Origin of the sequence: Mameliella sp. MMSF_3455, assembly GCF_030733205.1 — a bacterium.
GTDB lineage: Bacteria > Pseudomonadota > Alphaproteobacteria > Rhodobacterales > Rhodobacteraceae > Antarctobacter.
This window is the reverse complement of record NZ_JASHJL010000041.1, coordinates 17,698-37,000: the sequence shown is the minus strand read 5'-3', so window position 1 is coordinate 37,000 and position 19,303 is coordinate 17,698. Positions and strand designations below refer to the sequence as shown.

The 19,303-nt window shown below is 65.3% G+C and carries 18 protein-coding genes; 13 read left to right on the top strand and 5 right to left on the bottom strand.

What is annotated here, in order from left to right:
• Positions 1-45: 45 nt before the first annotated feature.
• Both RBB42_RS22340 and RBB42_RS22335 read right to left on the bottom strand, forming a co-directional pair.
• Positions 46-447: an ATP-binding protein gene (locus tag RBB42_RS22340; RefSeq protein WP_305968724.1), complete on the bottom strand. Its 402-nt coding sequence runs from the start codon at positions 445-447 to the stop codon at positions 46-48.
• A 70-nt stretch (positions 448-517) separates the two neighbouring features.
• Complete coding sequence (locus RBB42_RS22335) at positions 518-847, bottom strand: STAS domain-containing protein (RefSeq protein ID WP_305968725.1); 330 nt, start codon at positions 845-847, stop codon at positions 518-520.
• An 88-nt stretch (positions 848-935) separates the two neighbouring features.
• Here RBB42_RS22335 and RBB42_RS22330 point away from each other — a divergent pair, with 88 nt between their 5' ends.
• The 7 genes from RBB42_RS22330 to RBB42_RS22300 all read left to right on the top strand — a co-directional run bounded on the left by RBB42_RS22330 (position 936) and on the right by RBB42_RS22300 (position 9,911).
• Positions 936-2,108, top strand: coding sequence for an acetyl-CoA C-acyltransferase (locus RBB42_RS22330; protein WP_305968726.1), 1,173 nt, complete (start codon positions 936-938; stop codon positions 2,106-2,108).
• Positions 2,109-2,270: 162 nt separating this feature from the next.
• Positions 2,271-2,840, top strand: a complete 570-nt coding sequence (locus tag RBB42_RS22325) for a helix-turn-helix domain-containing protein (protein ID WP_305968727.1) — start codon at positions 2,271-2,273, stop codon at positions 2,838-2,840.
• Between the two features lie 106 nt (positions 2,841-2,946).
• The gene (locus RBB42_RS22320; RefSeq protein WP_305968728.1) at positions 2,947-3,315 is read left to right on the top strand and encodes a GFA family protein; all 369 of its coding nucleotides are present in this window, start codon (positions 2,947-2,949) and stop codon (positions 3,313-3,315) included.
• A gap of 11 nt (positions 3,316-3,326) precedes the next feature.
• On the top strand, positions 3,327-5,768 hold the full coding sequence (locus tag RBB42_RS22315; protein WP_305968729.1) for a GcvT family protein: 2,442 nt from the start codon (positions 3,327-3,329) through the stop codon (positions 5,766-5,768).
• Entirely contained in the window at positions 5,765-6,685 is a 921-nt protein-coding gene (locus RBB42_RS22310; RefSeq protein WP_305968730.1) for a homocysteine S-methyltransferase family protein, read from the top strand. Before RBB42_RS22315 ends, RBB42_RS22310 begins: the two co-directional genes overlap by 4 nt.
• An 89-nt stretch (positions 6,686-6,774) precedes the next feature.
• Positions 6,775-9,219: a GcvT family protein gene (locus RBB42_RS22305; RefSeq protein ID WP_305968731.1), complete on the top strand. Its 2,445-nt coding sequence runs from the start codon at positions 6,775-6,777 to the stop codon at positions 9,217-9,219.
• A gap of 44 nt (positions 9,220-9,263) precedes the next feature.
• Positions 9,264-9,911: an RluA family pseudouridine synthase gene (locus RBB42_RS22300; protein ID WP_305968732.1), complete on the top strand. Its 648-nt coding sequence runs from the start codon at positions 9,264-9,266 to the stop codon at positions 9,909-9,911.
• A gap of 79 nt (positions 9,912-9,990) precedes the next feature.
• On the opposite strand, the gene RBB42_RS22295 is transcribed toward RBB42_RS22300, so the two are convergent.
• Complete coding sequence (locus RBB42_RS22295; protein WP_305968733.1) at positions 9,991-11,430, bottom strand: aldehyde dehydrogenase family protein; 1,440 nt, start codon at positions 11,428-11,430, stop codon at positions 9,991-9,993.
• Between the two features lie 193 nt (positions 11,431-11,623).
• Between RBB42_RS22295 and RBB42_RS22290 the strand changes: the two genes are divergently transcribed.
• The 6 genes from RBB42_RS22290 to RBB42_RS22265 all read left to right on the top strand — a co-directional run bounded on the left by RBB42_RS22290 (position 11,624) and on the right by RBB42_RS22265 (position 16,239).
• Complete coding sequence (locus RBB42_RS22290; RefSeq protein ID WP_305968734.1) at positions 11,624-12,277, top strand: peroxiredoxin; 654 nt, start codon at positions 11,624-11,626, stop codon at positions 12,275-12,277.
• 120 nt (positions 12,278-12,397) lie between these two features.
• A complete protein-coding gene (locus tag RBB42_RS22285) occupies positions 12,398-13,435 on the top strand; it encodes a succinylglutamate desuccinylase/aspartoacylase family protein (protein ID WP_305968735.1) in 1,038 nt (345 codons plus the stop codon).
• A 104-nt stretch (positions 13,436-13,539) separates the two neighbouring features.
• Positions 13,540-14,328 (top strand): exodeoxyribonuclease III, encoded by a 789-nt coding sequence (locus RBB42_RS22280; protein ID WP_305968736.1) that lies wholly within the window; start codon positions 13,540-13,542, stop codon positions 14,326-14,328.
• Between the two features lie 157 nt (positions 14,329-14,485).
• Positions 14,486-15,397, top strand: a complete 912-nt coding sequence (trxA, locus tag RBB42_RS22275) for a thioredoxin (RefSeq protein ID WP_305968737.1) — start codon at positions 14,486-14,488, stop codon at positions 15,395-15,397.
• Positions 15,398-15,424: 27 nt separating this feature from the next.
• Entirely contained in the window at positions 15,425-16,066 is a 642-nt protein-coding gene (locus tag RBB42_RS22270) for an LON peptidase substrate-binding domain-containing protein (RefSeq protein WP_305968738.1), read from the top strand.
• The gene (locus RBB42_RS22265; protein ID WP_305968739.1) at positions 16,063-16,239 is read left to right on the top strand and encodes a Trm112 family protein; all 177 of its coding nucleotides are present in this window, start codon (positions 16,063-16,065) and stop codon (positions 16,237-16,239) included. Before RBB42_RS22270 ends, RBB42_RS22265 begins: the two co-directional genes overlap by 4 nt.
• A 6-nt stretch (positions 16,240-16,245) precedes the next feature.
• Here RBB42_RS22265 and RBB42_RS22260 read toward each other — a convergent pair whose 3' ends face one another.
• Together RBB42_RS22260 and RBB42_RS22255 are read right to left on the bottom strand one after the other, a co-directional pair.
• Positions 16,246-17,082 (bottom strand): trypsin-like serine peptidase, encoded by an 837-nt coding sequence (locus tag RBB42_RS22260; protein WP_305968740.1) that lies wholly within the window; start codon positions 17,080-17,082, stop codon positions 16,246-16,248.
• A gap of 80 nt (positions 17,083-17,162) precedes the next feature.
• Complete coding sequence (locus RBB42_RS22255; protein WP_305968741.1) at positions 17,163-19,250, bottom strand: bifunctional trypsin-like peptidase domain-containing/SEL1-like repeat protein; 2,088 nt, start codon at positions 19,248-19,250, stop codon at positions 17,163-17,165.
• Between the last annotated feature and the right edge of the window lie 53 nt (positions 19,251-19,303).

The following is a 19,303-nucleotide window of genomic DNA, read 5'->3' as shown; positions in this document are numbered from 1 at the left end:
GGGCACGCGCTGGGCAATTCGGCGACAATTGGGCCGCAGGGCGGTTCAGCGCAGCGGTATGGACAGGCGGAGCCGGTTGCTATCCCCGTCGTGGCGGTAATCCAGGTTCTCGGACAGTGAGCGGATCAGGAGCCACCCAAAGCCGCCTTCCGGCAGATCCGCGACCGGGACGTCCAGATCAGCCGGCGCGCCCGATGGCGGCGTGCCGCTGGGCATGGGCAGGCCGAAATCGGTAGATTCGACCGACAACCTGTCGGGTGCGAACACCAGCCGCAGCAGGATGTCACCCCCGGCCCGATCCTCGTAGGCATGTTCGACGATGTTGTTGAGGACTTCGGCGACCACCAGTTCCCAGTTACTGTCCGGCGGCGGGGCCATCTCCTGGCCCTGCAACAGCGCGTTTATGCCTGTCAGGGTCACGCGCACATCCTCTGCCGTGCTGTCCATTCGGCAGCAAACCAGGAATGCGCCGTCCTCGAGCCGCTCCGCCTGCATGGTCTGTCGCTCCGGCCCGGGATCAAGCGCCTGCGGCGGAGTCGGCGGAAGGATGGATGGCAAAGATCGAATCCATCCGGGTCATGCGGAACACCTTGTCCACTGCGGGACGCAAACCGGCCAGTTCCAGCTTGCCGCCTTTGGGCATCAGTTTCATCGCCGCGACTATTGCGCCGAGGCCGCTGGAATCGATGAAATCGACCTGGCTCAGGTCCAGTACATAGCGCGGTTTTTCGGTTCCCAGGATCTCGCGCATGCGGTCCTTGAACTGGATCGCCACGGCGGCATCGATTCGGGCTGCGTCGACCGTGATGATGTCCACGCAGTCGCGGTGATCTGTGGTAAGTCTCATGCGGTACCCCAAAGTCATGGATCGGGAGGACCCTAGACGGCAATCCTTACCTTTCTGTATGCACATCAGGGGAAAGGGAGGCATTCGCATGGAAACTGTCGTGATCACCGGGGCGTCGCGGACGCCGATGGGCGGCTTTCAGGGGGTTTTCGCCGAACAGGCGGCCAGCACGCTGGGCGGTGCGGCGATCCGCGCGGCGCTGTCGCAGGCAGGGCGGCCTGCTGTCGACGAACTGCTGATGGGCTGCGTCCTGCCGGCGGGTCAGGGGCAGGCGCCCGCGCGCCAGGCGGGATTTGCCGCCGGTCTTGGCGAAGAGGTGCCGGCCACCACGCTGAACAAGATGTGCGGGTCCGGCATGAAGGCCGCGATGATGGCCTGGGATCGGCTTGCGTTGGGCCATGCCGCAACCATCGTTGCCGGCGGGATGGAGTCGATGACGCAGGCGCCCTACATGCTGCCCAAGATGCGCGCCGGGGCCCGCATCGGTCATGGACAGGTGGTCGATCACATGTTCCTCGACGGTTTGGAAGACGCCTATGACAAAGGGCGCCTCATGGGCACCTTTGCCGAAGATTGCGCCGAGGCCTTCCAGTTCACCCGCGAGGCACAGGACCAGTATGCGCTGGCCTCGTTGTCCAACGCACTGGATGCGGAACGCTCTGGCGCCTTCGACGACGAGATCACGCCCGTCACCCTGCACATGCGGCATGGCGAGGAAATCATCACCCGTGACGAACAGCCCGGCAAGGCCCGGCCCGAAAAGATCCCGATGCTGAAACCTGCTTTCCGCAAGGACGGCACGGTGACCCCGGCCAATTCCTCCTCGATTTCGGACGGCGCGGCGGCGCTGGTGCTGTCGACCCTGGATGCCGCGGTGGCAGCCGGGGTGACGCCGCGGGCCAGAATCCTCGGTCATGCCTCGCATGCCCAGGCACCCTCTCTGTTCCCGACGGCTCCCGTTCCGGCCGCGCGCAAGCTGTTGGAACGGATCGGCTGGAAGACCGGCGATGTCGACCTCTGGGAGGTAAACGAGGCCTTCGCCGTGGTTCCGATGGCCTTCATGCATGAAATGGGCCTGCCCCGCGACGTGGTGAACGTGAACGGAGGCGCCTGCGCGCTGGGCCACCCCATCGGGGCTTCGGGTGCGCGCATCATCGTCACGCTGCTGAACGCGCTGGAAAAGCGTGGGGCGAAACGCGGCGTGGCGGCAATCTGCATCGGTGGCGGCGAGGGCACGGCCATCGCCATCGAACGGATCTGATCCGGAAAGGTGCCGGGAGACCGGCGCCGCTCGCGCGCATTCCACGGACCATTCCGGACGCGCACTTTCCCGAGGCACTTTAAGTCTCGTGAAAAAATGCTTTGAGATTTCACGCGACTCGGGCATCGTGAAATTCGAGGTCATTTTTTCACGGGAAACACGATGTCGCATCCCTCTCCACTGCCCAAGTCGCTTGGCGCTGATCTGCGCGCGCTGCGGCGCACGCGTGGGTTGACCCTACAGCAGTTGGCCGACCGGCTTGGCCGCTCCGTCGGCTGGCTGAGCCAGGTGGAACGCGATCTTTCCGACCCCTCGATCACCGACCTGCGCCATCTTGCCGGCGCGTTGGAGGTCTCTGTGTCCACGCTGGCCCGGCACGAGGCGGCGGCTGGGCCTGAGACCGGCCGGATCGTTCGGAACGGCACGCGCCGCCCGATCGGATCTCGCATGACGGGGCTGGTGGAGGAACTGCTTTCACCCGACCTGACCGATGATTTCGAGATGGTGCATTCCACTTTCGAACCGCGTTCCGAGATCGGCGAGACGGTGACCCGGCCCACGCAGGAACTGGGTTACCTGGTGTCCGGAAAGCTGGTGCTGACGATCGGGGGCGCGCGTTTCACGATCCATCCCGGCGACAGCTTTCGCATCCGTGGTGAACCGTTCCGCTGGGAAAACCCCTTTGACGAGGCTGCGGTGGCGATCTGGGTGATCGCGCCGCCGGTCTACTGATGCCGGGGCTGGGCGCCGGTGGCGCGGTCGGATGCCTCCGGCGGGAGTATTTTTGCAAAGGAGAAGCGGCACAGCGCGCCTCTTCTCCGGGATCGGAGTCGAGATCATGACAAGGGGGCAATGCCTCTGTGGCGCCATCACCTTTGAAACCGACGCCGTGCCGAAGGGCGTCAGCGTCTGCCACTGCGGCCAGTGCCGGCGCCAGTCGGGGCATCTCTGGGCCTCCGCCTATGTCCCGCGTGCGGCGCTGCGGATCTCGGGAAACGTGCGCTGGTACGACAGTTCGGCAGGTGCACAGCGCGGGTTCTGCCCAACCTGCGGCAGCTTCCTGTTCTGGCATGCCCATGACGAGGACACGATGAGCTTTGCCCTCGGTGCCCTGGATCGGCCGACCGGGCTGCGCCTGGAAAAACACATCTTCACCGCCGACAAAGGCGACTACTACGAGATCGCGGACGGCGTTCCGCAGAAATGAACGAGGGGACCATGTCCGATTTTCCGTCACAGGCCCGCGTGGTCATCATCGGCGGCGGGGCCGTCGGCGCCTCTTGCGCCTATCACATTGCCAGGGCCGGGTGGGACTGCGTCCTGCTGGAAAAGAACGAGCTGACAGCCGGATCGACCTGGCACGCGGCGGGCAATTGCCCTTCGTTCAGCACGTCGTGGGCGGTGATGAACATGCAGCGCTATTCGCTGGACCTTTACCGTCGTCTCGCGGAAGAGGTCGATTATCCGATGAACTACCACGTCACCGGGTCAATCCGCCTTGGCCATTCGCGTGAACGCATGATGGAGTTCGAGCGGGCGCGCTCGATGGGGCAGTACCAGGGCATGAACCTTGAAATGCTCGCGGTTTCGGATCTGAAGGCGCGTTACCCGTTCCTCGAGACACATGACCTTGCCGGCGGGCTATTCGATCCCGATGACGGCGACATCGACCCGGCGCAGCTGACCCAGGCCCTTGCCAAGGGCGCGCGGATGGCCGGCGCGCGGATCGAGCGGTTCTGCCCGGCGACCGGTGTCAGCCGCGAAAACGGCGAGTGGATCGTTCACACCGACAAGGGCGACATCCGCTGCGAGAAAGTGGTGAATGCCGCCGGCTACTACGCGCAGCGCGTCGGTGAGTGGTTCAAGCCCTTCGGTGGCCGGACTGTTCCGATGGCCGTCATGAGCCACCAGTATTTCCTGACCGAGGAGATCCCGGCAATCAAGGAATGGTCGCAGGAAAACGGCAAGCTGCCCCTGCTGCGCGATGTCGACAGCAGCTACTACCTGCGGCAGGAGAAATTCGGCCTGAACCTTGGCCCCTACGAGCGGAACTGCAAGGCGCACTGGATCACGCCCGACGATCCCATGCCCCAGGACTTCTCCTTCCAGCTGTATCCCGACGACCTGGAACGGTTGGAATGGTACATTGAAGATGCAATGGCCCGCATGCCCTTGTTGGGTGAGGGGGGCGTGGGGCGCAATATCAACGGCCCCATCCCCTATTCGCCCGACGGATTGCCCTTGCTGGGTCCGATGCCCGGCGTGCCCGATGCCTTCGAAGCCTGCGTCTTTACCTTTGGCATCACGCAGGCGGGCGGTGCCGGCAAGGTGCTGGCCGAATGGGTCACCGAAGGTCAGACCGAATGGGACATGTGGGCCACGGACCCGCGCCGGTTTACCGACTATACGGACCCGCAGTATTGCGTGGACAAGGCGATGGAGGTCTACGGACACGAATATGCCATGCACTTCCCGCACCACTCCTGGCCTGCCGCGCGGGATCGCAAGATCTCGCCGGTGCATGAACGGGTCAAGGCGCTGGGGGGGGTCATGGGGGTCTACAACGGCTGGGAACGGGCCAACTGGTTTGCCCGGCCGGACGACGATACCTCCGAGGCCGGGACCCAGACCTGGGATCGTGCCGGCCCCTGGGAGCCGCGCGTGCGCGAAGAATGCGAGGCGGTGCGCGATGGCGTGGGTGTACTGGACCTGCCCGGCTTTTCGCGGTTCGACGTGCAGGGGCCGGGCGCGGCAGAGTGGTTGCTGTCGCGGATTGCCGGAACGCTGCCGTCGCCGGGGCGGATGAACCTGGCCTATTTCCCCGATGCGCGGGGCCGTATCCTGACGGAGATGAGCGTCATGGCACATGGCGCCGATCACTTCATGCTGATCACCGCCGCCGCCGCGCAGTGGCACGACCGTGATCTCTTGCTGGCGGACAAACCGGCGGAGGTCACCGTGACCGACCGCACGCGCGACGTCTCGACCCTGATCGTCACAGGGCCAAAGGCGCGCGCCCTGTTCGAGGCTTTGGGCACTGACGCGGACCTCGCGCTGCCCTGGCTGTCGGTGCAGGAGGCGGTCGTCGCCGGTGTCACCTGCGGGCTGGCGCGCGTGTCCTTTGCCGGTGAGCTTGGGTGGGAGATCCATGCGGCAACGGCAGAGATCCCGCCTCTGTACGAGGCCGTGCTGGCGGCCGGGGCAAGGCCATTCGGCATGTTCGCCCTCAACAGTTTGCGGCTGGAGAAGGGGTATCGTGCCTGGAAGGGCGATCTTTCCACCGACTACTCCCTTGTCGAGGCCGGGCTGGACCGATTTGTCAGGTTCGACAAGCCGCAGGACTTCCCCGGCAAGGACGCGCTGGCCGCCGAGGCGGCCGCTGGGCCGAAGAAACGCTTTGTCACGCTGAAGGTCGATGCGGGTGAGGCGGATGCCCCTTACATGTCGACCCTTTGGCATGACGGTGAAATCGTCGGAGAGACCACCTCCGGCGGTTGGGGATACCGTGTCGGCGCCTCCATTGCACTGGGCATGGTACGGGCCGACCTGGCTGTGCCGGGCACGCAACTGACCGTGGACATCTTCGGACAGAGGTGCCGTGCCACGGTCCAGCCGGACGGGCCGCTCTGGGATCCACAAAACCAGAGGATAAAGGCATGAGCCGCGTAACATTGCTGGATGGTGGCATGGGGCAGGAACTGCTCCGTCGCCACGGCGCTCCGGTCAGCCCGCTCTGGGCCACGCAGGTCATGCTGGATCGTCCCGGGCTGGTCGCGGAGGTGCACTGCGACTATGCCGACGCCGGCGCCACCGTGGCCACGACGAACACCTATGCCATCCACCGCGACAGGCTGCGGGGCGGGGCGTCCAACCACTATGCCGCCGACGGCACCGAACTGCTCGACCTCGAAGCAAAGTTCGCGGATCTGCATCGTGCCGCCCTGGACGAGGCCGGCGCGGTCCGCGATCGCGGCCGCATTGCGGGTTCCATCGGGCCGCTGGGCGCCAGCTACCGTGCCGACCTGCACCCGGACCAGGCAGATGCCATCCCGCTTTATGCCGAGGTGGCCAAGATCCTCGCGCCTTCCGTCGACCTGCTGCTGTTCGAAACCATCCCTTCGCTCTCCGCCGCCCGCGCCTGCCTTGCCGCGGGCCGGCAGACCGATCGACCGGTCTGGCTGGCCTTCACCGTCGACGACGAGGACGGCACAAGTCTGCGCTCGGGCGAGCCCTTGGCCGAGGCGGCGTCGATCGCGGGCGAGGCCGACGCGGTGCTCGCCAATTGCTCTGCGCCAGAGGCAATGCCGGCGGCACTCGACGCGATGTCCGTCGCAGGGGTGCCCTTTGGGGCCTATGCCAATGCCTTCACCACCCTGACCAAGGAATACGTTGCCGGGGGAAGTACCGCCGCCGCCCTCTCTGCGCGCCGCGACATGGGTCCAGAGGCCTACGCGGATCATGTCATGGCCTGGGTCGAACGCGGCGCCACCATCGTGGGCGGCTGTTGCGAAACGCGCCCCGCCCATATCGCGGAGATTGCCCGCCGCCTGCGCGCTGCAGGGCATGAGATCGTCTGATGTTTCTTCTCTCCAAAAATACTCCAAACCGCGCCCGAAGGGCGCGCCGGTCGGACGCGCGAGCGTCCGAAACCCCATGAGGTTCTGACATGCCCCTTCCCACCAAGGCCCGCGTCGTCATCATTGGCGGCGGTGTCATCGGCTGTTCTGTCGCCTATCACCTGGCGAAACTTGGCTGGACCGATGTGGTCCTTCTGGAACGCAAGCAGCTGACGTCGGGCACCACATGGCACGCTGCTGGGCTCATTGCCCAGCTGCGTGCCAGCGCCAACATGACCCGGCTCGCGAAATACAGTCAGGAACTCTATGGCCGGCTTGAAGAGGAAACGGGAATTGCCACCGGGTTCCGGCGCGTGGGATCGATCACGGCTGCCCTGACCGCCGAACGGCATGAGGAACTGCGCCGCTCCGCCGCGATGGCCCGTGCCTTCGGGGTCGAGATCGAAGAGATCGACACGCAGGAGATCGCCGGCAAGTATCCTCATCTCAACACGGATGGAGTGTTGGGCGGGGTCTACCTGCCCAAGGACGGCCAGGGCGATCCTGCCAATATCGCGCTTGCGCTTGCCAAGGGCGCCCGCCAGTGCGGCGCCACGGTCGCCGAGAGAACCAAGGCCACCGGCGTCACCGCCGAAGGCGGCCGTATCACGCAGGTTCACTGGCAGGCAGGGGATGGCACCTCGGGCAGCATCGCGGCGGAACACGTCGTCAACTGCGCCGGTATGTGGGGGCGCGAGGTCGGTACCATGCTGGGCACGGACGTCCCCCTGCACGCCTGCGAGCATTTCTACATCGTGTCCGAACCGATCGAGGGCCTGTCCCAACTCCCCGTCCTGCGCGTTCCCGACGAATGCGCCTATTACAAGGAGGACGCGGGCAAGCTGATGCTGGGCGCGTTCGAGCCGGGCGCCAAACCCTGGGCGCTGCAAGGCATACCTCAGGACTTCGAATTCGACCAGTTGCCCGAGGATTTCGACCATTTCGAGCCGATCCTTGAAAAGGCGGTTCACCGCATGCCCATCCTTGGCAGTGCGGGCATCCATACCTTCTTCAACGGGCCGGAAAGCTTTACCCCCGACAACGCCTATTACATGGGGCTCTGCCCGGGGCGCGAAAACGTCTGGGTCGCGGCGGGCTTCAACTCCATCGGGATCCAGTCAGCGGGTGGCGCGGGCATGGCGCTGGCGCAATGGATGAACGATGGCGAGAAACCGTTCGATCTTGGCGACGTGGACATCGCCCGTGCGCAGGGGTTCCAGACCAACACCAGCTACCTTGCATCGCGGGTTTCCGAAACGCTGGGGCTGCTGTATGCCGACCACTATCCCTATCGGCAAAAGGAAACCGCGCGCGGCATCCGCCGTTCGCCCTTCCATGACCGGCTGGCAGAGCGTGGCGCCGTCTTTGGCGAACTGGCGGGCTGGGAGCGCGCCAACTGGTACGCGCGCCCCGGACAGGAGGCGGACTACCGCTATTCCTGGCGCCGCCAGAACTGGTTCGACAACGCTGCCGAGGAACACCGCGCCATCCGCGAAAACGTCGCCATGTATGACATGACCTCTTTCGGCAAGCTGCGGGTCGAGGGGCGCGACGCCGAGAGCTTGCTGAACCTTGTCTGCGGGGCCGATCTGTCGACCCCGGTGGGCAAGATCACCTACACCCAGTTTCTCAACACCAGGGGCGGGATCGAGGCGGATGTCACCGTCACCCGCCTGTCGGAAACCGCATACCTGGTGGTCACGCCCGCCGCCACGCGCCGCGCCGACGAGACCTGGCTGCGCCGCCACGTCGGCGACCGAAACGTCGTCATCACCGATGTGACCGCAGCGGAAGGGGTGCTGGCCGTCATGGGGCCGAGGGCCCGGGACCTGATGCAGGCCGTTTCTCCCGGTGATTTCTCGAACGCGGCGAACCCGTTCGGCACCGCGCAGCGGATAGAGATCGGCATGGGCGAAGCGCGGGTTCACCGGGTTTCATACGTCGGTGAACTGGGCTGGGAGGTCTATGTCAGCGCCGACATGGCCACCCATGTCTTTGACACGCTCTGGCAGGCGGGGCAGGACCTTGGCCTGACCCTCGCCGGAATGCATGTCATGGACACATGCCGGGCCGAAAAGGCGTTTCGCCACTTTGGTCATGACATCACCTGCGAGGATCACGTCCTGGAGGCGGGGCTGGGATTCGCGGTCAAGACAACCAAGCCCGAATTCATTGGCCGTGATGCTGTGCTGGCAAAGCGCGAGGCCGGGCTGGACAGGCGACTGGTGCAATTCCTGCTGACCGATCCCGAACCGCTGCTCTACCATAACGAACCCGTCCTCAGGGACGGTCAGATCGTCGGCCACCTGAGTTCGGGTGCCTATGGTCACACGCTCGGGGGCGCGGTTGGGTTGGGCTATGTCCCCTGCAAGGGGGAAACCGCCGATCAGCTTTTGTCATCGACCTATGAAATCGACGTAGCGGGCACGCGGGTGCCTGCGCGGGCCTCGCTCAAACCGCTCTACGATCCGAAATCCGAACGGGTGAAGTTCTAGACCGTCGGGGTTGCGCCCGGGCGCAGCGCTTGTCAAAGGGGGGCATGGCATCAGACTATGACCCCCCCACAGGCGAAATCCCCGTCCTTTACGAGGACGCCGACCTGCTTGTCGTCGACAAGCCCGCAGGATTGCTGTCGGTTCCCGGCAAGGGCGAGGATTTGCAGGATTGCCTGTTGAGCCGGCTGGAAAAGGCATTTCCGACCGTCCGCCTCGTTCATCGGCTGGACCGGGACACCTCGGGTGTCATGGTCTTTGGCCTGACGCCCCATGCACAGCGCCACCTTGGCAACCAGTTCGAAACCCGCAAGACCAAAAAGACCTATCTGGCCCGCCTGCACGGCAAATTGGAGCCCGCGACCGGCGAAATCGATCTGCCGCTGATCGTCGACTGGCCCAACCGGCCCCGGCAAAAGGTCTGTCACGAAACGGGCAAACCCGCGCTGACCGGCTGGAAGGTGCTCAAGATCGGTGAGGGTGAGACCCGCGTGCGCCTCTTTCCGCACACGGGGCGCAGCCACCAGCTACGAGTGCACACCCTGGCGCTGGGCCATCCAATCCTGGGCGACACGCTGTATGCACCGGAGACGGCGGATCATTACCCGCGCATGATGCTGCACGCAGAAGAACTGCGCGTGAATCATCCCGAAAGCGGCAAGGGTATGAAATTCCGGGCACCGGCGCCGTTCTGACGTCGCCGCGTTCTTGATCGGAAAGAACGCCTAGGCGAAGGCGTGAAGCGCCGGGGGCAGAGCCCCCGGCCTGCGAAGATCACTCAGCCGCCCAGCCGGACACGGCCTTGATCTCGACGAAGTCATGGATGCCCCAGCTGCCGCCCTCGCGGCCATTGCCGGACATCTTCATGCCGCCAAAGGGGGCGCCTGCGCCGCGGCTTTCGCCGTTCATCTCGACCATGCCAGAGCGCAGGGCGCGGGCCATTCGCGCCCGCCGCGCGCCGTCCTGGCTCTGTACGTAATTGGTCAATCCGTAGTCCGTATCGTTGGCGATCTTCACCGCCTCCGCTTCATCCTCGAATTTCAGGATCGACAGCACCGGACCAAAGATCTCTTCCTGCGCGATGGTCATGTCGTTGGTCACGTCGGCAAAGACCGTGGGGCGGACGTAATAGCCCTTGTTGAACCCCTCGGGGCGGCCTGGACCGCCTGCGACCAGCCGGGCGCCTTCTTCGATGCCCTTCTCGATCAGGCCCTGGATCTTTTCCCATTGGGTGGCGTTCACGACCGGCCCGATGTGACGCCCTTCCTCGGACGCCGGACCCACGGTGATCTTCGAGGCGACGGCGGCGGCCTCTTCGACCACGCGATCATAGACCGACGCCTCGACCAGCATCCGGCTGGGCGCATTACAACTTTGGCCGGTGTTGTTCATCATGTGCAGCACGCCGCGCTTGACCGCCTTTTCGTCCGCGTCGGCAAAGATGAGGTTCGCGCCCTTGCCGCCAAGCTCGAGGTGCACGCGTTTCAGCGTCTCTGCCGCGGCGATCGAGATCAACCGCCCGGCACGGGCCGAACCGGTAAAGCTGACCATGTCGATGTCCGGATGGCTGGACAGTTGCGAACCGACGCCGGCGCCGTCACCGTTGACCAGGTTGAACACGCCCGGCGGCAGGTCGGCGGCATCCATGATCTCGGCAAAGATCATCGCGTCCAGCGGGCTTTCCTCGGAGGGTTTCAGAACCATCGTGTTGCCCGCCACCAGCGCCGCACCCACCTTGAGCGTGATCTGGTTCATCGGCCAGTTCCACGGCGTGATCAGCGCGCAGACGCCCACCGCCTCATGGATGATGCGGTCGTTCGGGGCGTGGTCGCCCAGCGGACGTTCCCAAGGGAACTCCTTGGCGGCCTGGATGAAGGTCTTGAGGTGGCGGATACCTGCGCCGGCCTGCTGTGTCTTGGCCATGTCGATGGGGGCCCCCATTTCCATGCTGATCGCCGTGCCAAGGTCCTCTGTCCGCGCCTTGTAGGCGGCGTAGACCCTTTCAAGCGCCGCAATGCGCTCTTCGACGGGCGTGGCCATCCAGCCGGGCAGGGCGGCCTTTGCGGCCGCGACGGCGGCATTGGTGTCCGCTTCGCCGCCCAGCGAGATCACCGCGCAGGGGTCTTCGGTCGACGGGTCAATCACGTCGTGAGCGGTGCCCGCCAGTGGTTCGACCCAGGCGCCGTTGATATAGAACTGACGTTTCTCGATCATGTCTTAACTCCTGCGTAGACAGACAGACGCCCGCCGTTCCGGAAGGGGTCCGAAGCGGTCGGGCGCCAGTTTTGCGGCACTCTGTCACCCCCTCCGCAGAGGCGCAAGACGGGGCTTTACATCCGGATTTTAGAATGTATCTAAACAGACATAGTCAAACCCGAGCATTTCGGACAGGAAAGGACATCTGATTATGGCCCTGCGCATCAACGACGAGCTTCCCAACCTCACCGTGACCACCGACCTCGGCGAGGTGACCCTGCACGACTGGATCGGCGACAGCTGGGCGATCCTGTTTTCGCACCCCAAGGATTTCACCCCCGTCTGCACCACCGAATTCGGCGCCGTGGCACAGCTGGCGGCCGAGTGGGAAAAGCGCGGAACCAAGGTGATGGGTATCTCCGTCGATGGTGTCGAAGAGCACAAGCAGTGGAAAGGCGACATCGAGAAGACCTCTGGTGCGTCCGCCGGTTTCCCGATCATCGCCGACGAGGATCTGGCCGTGTCCAAGGCGCTGGACATGCTGCCCGCCGACGCCTACCTGCCCGACGGACGCACCGCTGCTGACAGCGCCTCGGTGCGCTCGGTCTTCATCATTGCGCCGAACAAGAAAGTGCAGCTGATGATGACCTACCCGATGTCGGTGGGCCGCAACTTTGCCGAAGTGCTGCGCGCGCTGGACGCCCTGCAGGCGACCTATGAGACCCCGATTGCCACCCCGGCCAACTGGAGCGTCGGTCAGGACGTGATCGTGGCTCTGTCGCTGAACGACGAGCAGGCCAAGGAAAAGTTCGGCGAAGTCAACGCCGTGCTGCCTTACCTGCGCACGACCAAGATGCCGGCGTAAACCGCATCCGGAATCGACAGTCTGGCGGGCGTCCCACACGGGGCGCCCGATTTCATTGAAAGCCCGCGCTTGCGCGCCGCGCCGCCGCGGCCTAATCGGAGTGGAACAGGAGGCCTGACCATGCGGGACCCGTTCATTCTTGGCGACCAGAGGGTTGCCCCCGGCACGCGGCGGACGGTGGATCTGCCTGTGTCCGTCTTGTCCGACCATACGCCGGTGACGCTGTCGGCCCATGTGGTGCATGGCAAACGGCCTGGTCCGGTCATGTTCGTTTCGGCGGCCATCCACGGCGATGAGGTCATCGGGGTCGAGATCGTGCGGCGCCTTTTGCGTGCCGCGCCGGTTGCCAGGCTTTCGGGGACGCTGGTGGCGGTGCCGATCGTCAACTCCTTCGGGTTTATCAACCGCTCCAGGTACTTGCCTGACAGGCGCGACCTGAACCGCAGCTTTCCCGGCTCTCCGCAAGGGTCGCTGGCGGCGCGTCTTGCGCATCTGTTCCTGACCGAGATCGTGAGCCGCTGTGACGTGGGCATCGACCTGCATTCCGCTGCCGTGGGCCGCACCAACCTGCCCCAGATCCGTTTGACCGCTGGGAATGCGCGTCTTCGCGAACTGGGGGCGGCCTTTGCGGCGCCGGTGACGATGATGTCCAGGACCCGCGAGGGATCGCTGCGGTTGGTGGCGCAGAACGCCGGTGTCGATGTGCTGCTGTACGAGGCGGGCGAGGGGCTGCGGTTCGACGAACACGCGGCCCGCGCCGGGGTTTCCGGAATCCTGCGGGTGATGGCGCGGCTGGGCATGATCGCGGGGCGCGGTGTGCCGCGCGCGCGGGTCGGCTCGGTGATCTGCGAGCGGTCGTCCTGGGTGCGGGCCTCGTCCGGGGGACTGTTGCGCACGCTGAAACGGCGCGGGGATTTCGTCGAGGCCGGGCAGGTGCTGGGGGTCGTGTCCGACCCGTTCGGAGAGCGCGAAGCCGAGGTGGTCGCGGATGTGACCGGCATCCTTGTGGGGCGGTCCGACCTGCCCGTGGTGAACGAAGGCGATGCCCTGTTCCATATCGCCGAACCTCTGGAGCCGGAAAAGGCCGAAGCCGCGGCGGAACGGTTCGACGCCGATCTCGAGGCGCCGCCTTTGTTCGACGAGGATGAGATCATCTGATTGATATTAAATAGTTTATTCCTGAGATCCCCACCCGGTGAAACGTGGTTGCGCAGGCCGCCCCGGCTTGGCAGTCTCGCCGGGCCTGAAACCCGGAGTCGCCTATGCCCTTTACCCTTGCCACCTGGAACATCAACTCGGTCCGGCTGCGGGCGGGGCTGGTCGAGAAGCTCTTGACCGAGGAGGCGCCGGACGTGCTGTGCCTGCAGGAATGCAAGTCTCCCGTCGCCAAAATCCCGCACGAGAGCTTTGCCGCGCTGGGGTATACACACATGGTTGCGCGGGGTGAGAAGGGCTACAACGGTGTGGCGATCCTGTCGAAACTGCCCATCGAGGATGCGGGCGACAGGGATTTCGCGAACCTCGGGCATGCGCGCCACGTCGCAGCCCGCATGGATAACGGTCTGACGATCCACAATTTTTACGTTCCGGCTGGCGGTGATGTGCCGGACCGCGAAAAGAATGTGAAATTCGGGCAGAAACTGGATTACGTCGCGGAGATGCGCGACTGGTTCGCCGCCGAGAAACCGCAGAAGGCGATCCTCGTGGGCGATCTGAACATCGCCCCGCTGGAGGATGACGTCTGGGATCACAAGAAGATGCTCAAGGTGATCTCGCACACGCCGGTCGAGGTCGAGGCGCTGGGCGAGGCACAAGATGCAGGGGGGTGGGTGGATGTGACCCGCAAGGACTTGCCCGTGGGCAAGCTCTACAGCTGGTGGTCCTACCGCGCGAAGGACTGGGATGCTGCCGACAAGGGGCGCCGGCTGGACCATGTCTGGGCAACGCCGGACATCGTCAATGCAGCGCACGGCAGCCGCATCCTGCGCGATGCGCGCGGTTGGGAAAAGCCGTCCGACCACGCGCCGGTCTTTGCCAGTTTCGACCTGTAGCTTTTGTACAAAACGTACGTTTTGTACGTCGAAATCAGCAAAACGTACAAAACGCGCTGGCGGCGGCCAAACCGGATGAACCGGGCCGTCGCCCTTGCATCCCGGGCCACGCTACGCCATCTACGCCACTGAACATATTAAACCGCGTGAGGGCGACATGCTGGAACTGGGCGGCGGCCAACCGGCTGCGGACAACCTGATCAAAGACATCTCCGAAGCGGAGTTCATGGCGGAAGTCGTGGACGGCTCTGCAGAGGTTCCCGTCATCGTCGATTTCTGGGCGCCCTGGTGCGGCCCCTGCAAGACGCTTGGCCCGATGCTCGAGGACGCGGTCAAGGCGGCCAAGGGCGCCGTCAAGATGGTCAAGGTCAACGTCGACGAGGCCCAGCAGATCGCCGGGCAGTTGCGCATCCAGTCGATCCCGACGGTCTATGCCTTTTTCAAGGGCCAGCCGCTGGACGGGTTCCAGGGCGCGTTGCCGCAATCCGAGCTCAAGGCCTTTGTCGACCGGGTCGTGCAGGCGGCGGGCGGCGATGCGTCGGGTGGTCTGGATGACGCCGTGGCCGCAGCCGAAGAGATGCTGGACCAGGGCGCCGCGGTGGACGCGGCCCAGACCTTTGCCGCCATCCTCGAAGAAGACCCGGCCAACGCGGCGGCCTATGCCGGCATGGTGCGGGCGCATATCGCGATGGATGATCTGGACCAGGCCGAGGCGATCCTGAACGGCGCCCCGGTGGAGATTTCCAAGGCGCCGGAACTGGAAGCGGCCCATGCCGCGCTGGAACTGGCGAAACAGGCGGCGGACGCGGGCCCGGTGGCCGAGCTGACCGCCAAGGTCGAGGCCGACCCCGAGGACAAGCAGGCGCGTTTTGACCTGGCGCAGGCGATGTATGCCAACGGCGATGCCGCCGGTGCGGTGGACCAGCTGCTGGAGATCTTCCGCCGCGACCGCGAGTGGAACGATGGCGCTGCCAAGGCTCAGCTTTTCACCATTTTCGAGGCGCTGAAGCCCAACGATCCGGTGGCGCTGAACGGGCGTCGCAAATTGAGTTCGATGATATTTGCCTGACCGGTCGCGCAGTCTACCTTGTCGAGCATGACACGGCTCAAAGACCTGCCGGGGAAGATCCCGGTTTTTCCCCTGCCGGGCGCGCTCCTGCTACCGCGGGCGCGCCTGCCGCTTCACATCTTCGAGCCGCGCTATCTCGCGATGCTTGACGACTGCCTGAAGACGGAAACCCGGCTGATCGGCATGATCCAACCGCACCAGGTTCCTGGCCGCGAGGAGCGGGGCCTGCACCGCATCGGCTGTGCCGGACGCGTGACGCAGTTCTCGGAAACCGAGGACGGGCGTTACATGATCACGCTGACCGGTATCTCGCGCTTTCGCATCACGCATGAGGTCCAGGGGTTCACGCCCTACCGCTGTTGCGAGGTCAACTGGGACGGGTTCGAGCGCGACCAGCAAGGCACCGAGACCGACCAGCGTTTCGAACGGGTGCGTTTCCTGGACCTGCTGGACCGCTACTTTGCGGCCAAGGATCTGTCGGCCGACTGGGACACGCTGCAGCAGGCGGATGACGAATTGCTGGTGAACTCGCTGTCGATGCTGCTGGACTTCAACCCAGAGGACAAGCAGGCGCTCCTGGAGGCGCCCTCGCTGAGCACGCGGCGCGAGACGCTGGTGACATTGATCGAATATGCGCTGCGCGGCGGCGAGGAGGATCTGATCCAATGAGCGTTGAATTCGACCGGCGAATGCTGGAAGCGCTGATCTGCCCGGTGACGCAGACGGGCCTGCGCTATGACGTGGACCGGCAGGAACTGGTCAGCACGGCTGCCGGGCTGGCCTATCCGATCCGCGACGGCATCCCGGTGATGTTACAGGACGAGGCGCGGCGGCTGGACTGACCGGTATCAGTCCTGATCCGCAGGCTTGAGAACGCTGGAACTTTCGAGGATGCGGCCTATCGGGATCGCGTGTTCGATGCTCTTACTGAACCCGCTGAGCTGCAGGCCGATCACCCGGTTTTCGAAAGCGCCTACAAGCGGCGAGCCCTGGTTTCCGGGCAGGGTATCGCAGGTGTGCCGCAGATTCCCGTCCAGCAGCGCAGGGGTGGCTGTCCAACAGTCCGTGCGGGCGACATGCTGGGAATACCCGAAAGGATGCCCGAAGAGCCGGAGGAACTGTTGCTCACCCGGGGCTGTGGGGTCAAGCGCAAGGGTCCCATAGCGCTCTCCGGGCTGGCCCGACGTGACCCTGAGAACCGCATAATTCAGGGCCTCGTCGATTTCGACCGGGGCTGTATCGACCTCGAAGGCTTCGGCGCTTTCGGGGTCTGTTTCGTCCAGGTAGCCAAGGGTGAAACGGATGGCCTCGACCTCTGTGTTCTTGCCGCTCCGGCGAGGGGTGCCTTTGGCGCAGTTCGCGGTGGTCAGCAGCAGATCCGCGGTGACGAGAAACCCCGTGCAGGACAGGACGCCGGTACCGGTGCTGACATCCAGTCGACCGACCGGGCGCCCGGCCTGCGCGAGCGTTGAGGTCTTGCCGTAACGCGCGACCCGGTCGACTTCGGACATTCCGAAAGGCTGGTACCCTTCGCCATGATCGCCCTGATCGCGCTGCGCCCAGAGCGGTAGGGGCAGGACGATGTTCCCGAAGCTTTCGGTTGGAAAGATGTTTTCGTATTGGGACGCGGCGGGGCCGGCCAGAAGACAGGTTGCCGCCAGGGCGGTGAGCAAGGATCGGATCATCGGATTTGGGTCCTGTTTCGCGTTCTCGCACCTTCGTACGCGGGGGAAGGACAGGGGGGCAAGGCGGGCTGTGCCGGGCGTCAGGGCAGGAGCGAGCGCATCGCCTCGCGTGAGCGCGGGCCGATGCGGCCGTCGGTGGCGCCCTCGTAGACCCCCGCGCGGGCCAGCGCCGCTTGCAGGGCGCGGGCGGTGTCGCGCGGCCAGTCGGCGCTGTCACGGGTCACGGGCCAGTCGTTGCCTGCGCGCAGGGTCTCTATGTAGAGCCGCGCCGCCTCTGCCGGGTCGGCAGGGACGCCGCGCCCCTGCTCGGTGATCCAGGCAAGGCTGGCGAGCGAAAGCGCATTGCCCTGCGCCGCCGCCTTGCGATGCCATTCGACCGCCTTGGCATCGGATGCCGGGACGCCGGTGCCGCTGAGGTAGAGCGTGCCGAGCGCCTGTTGTGCCTCGGCGTGCCCCTGTTCGGCGGCGGCGGTGTGCCAGCGGGCCGCGGTTGTCATGGACTTGTCGACGCCACGACCCTTTTCGTACAGGAGCGCGAGGTTGAACTGCGCCGCGGCATTGCCCTGGTCCGCGGCCTTGGCGAACCAGTAGGCGGCGGTTTGGTCTGACTGCGCGACGATGGTTCCGGCCAGGTAGAGGTCTCCCAACTGGTCCTGCGCGCCGTGGTACCCGGCCTCTGCCCCCTCGCGATAGAGCGTCAGGGCGCGGGCGGGATCGGCGGGGACGCCCTGGCCGTGCTGATAGATCACGCCCAGCCCGGTCTTGGCGATGGGGTGGCCCTGGTCTGCGGATTTCTCGAACATCTCTCGGGCCTTGGAAACGTCCTTATCGGTGCCAAGCCCCCAGAGATAGGCAACGCCAAGGCCGGCCTGACCGATGGCATCGCCGGTCCGGGCGGCATCCTCGTAGGCGGCAAAGGCCTCGTCATAGCGTTCCGCCGCGCTGAAGGCCTCGGCCAGGAAGGCGGTCATGCGGGGGTGGCCGGGAAAGCTGTCCAGTGCCGCCTGGCAGGCCGCGATGGCGGCGTTGGCGTCGATGGCCTCGAAGACCGTGCCGTCGCTGCGCATCAGCCCGGCCGCGCGGTCGGGGTGGAAGCGGTCACCGGCGAGCCGGTCGCAGGCCTGCACATCGGCGTTTTCGGCCATGCGTTCCTCCAGCGTCGGCGCGGGCGGCGGGGCCGGTTGCAGCGCCGCCAACAAACGGGCGGCGGTGCGGGCGGCGGAGGTGCCAGGCGCCTCGGAGACCAGCGTTTCCAGCGCGATGCGGCGGGTGTCGTCGTCGTCGATCATCAGCGCGTCGGACAGGCGGGCCAGGGCGCGGCCCTCGGCATTGTCGGGTTCGGCTGACCGCTTGGCAGGGGTTAGCAGGTTCGAGGCGGCAAGGATCGCCGCCATCGGGATGGCGTAGTTGACGCTGTTGTTGGCCGACCCGGCGTGGTGCAGTCCGACCACCTGCCGGCTGCCTGCGTCGATCACCGGAGAGCCGGAGTTGCCCGGCATGGTATCGCAGGTGTGCAGCAGCTTGTTGTCGGACAGCGCGGGCGCATTGGCGCGGCATTTCTCGCGGCTGATGCGCTGCGCCTCTCCCATCGGGTGGCCGATGATCCAGTAGGGATCGTTGTCCTGTGGCGTGACGGCGGCCAGTTCCAGCGTGCCGAAATCGCGCCCCGGCGTGTCGCCCAGGATGCGCAGCAGGGTATAGTCCAGCGGTTTCGAGGTCTCGACCGGAACCGGATCTACGAGGAAGGAACTTGTGCCCTCGGTCACGCCCTCCTGCGTGTAGCCCATGACGAAGCGCACGCCGACGATCGATTTCGCCTCGGCCCGGCTGTCGTCGAGGATGCCGGGCACGCAGTGGTGGTTGGTCATCAGGATGTCGTCACCGACAAGAAAGGCGGTGCAGGGAAAAACGCCCTTGTCCGTCGCCACGTCCAGCCGCCCGACGGAGCGCCCGATGCGGGCAAAGACCGACTGGCTGGAATAAGTTGAGATGAACTCGTTGTTGTAAGCGCCGTAGGCGGCCTCGGGGATGACGTCGCTGCCGAACTGTTTGCGCGACAGGACGGTCTTGCCAAAGCTGTCGAGGTCGAAGCCAAGCAGGCGATCCTGCTGCGCGGCCAGCGGCGTGGCAAGCAGGAGAGCGGCGGCAGGGATCAGGCGGCGGAACATGGGTCTCTCCCAGGAGGGCGTGTCTGGCCTGCAGTATATCAGGTTGACGCAGC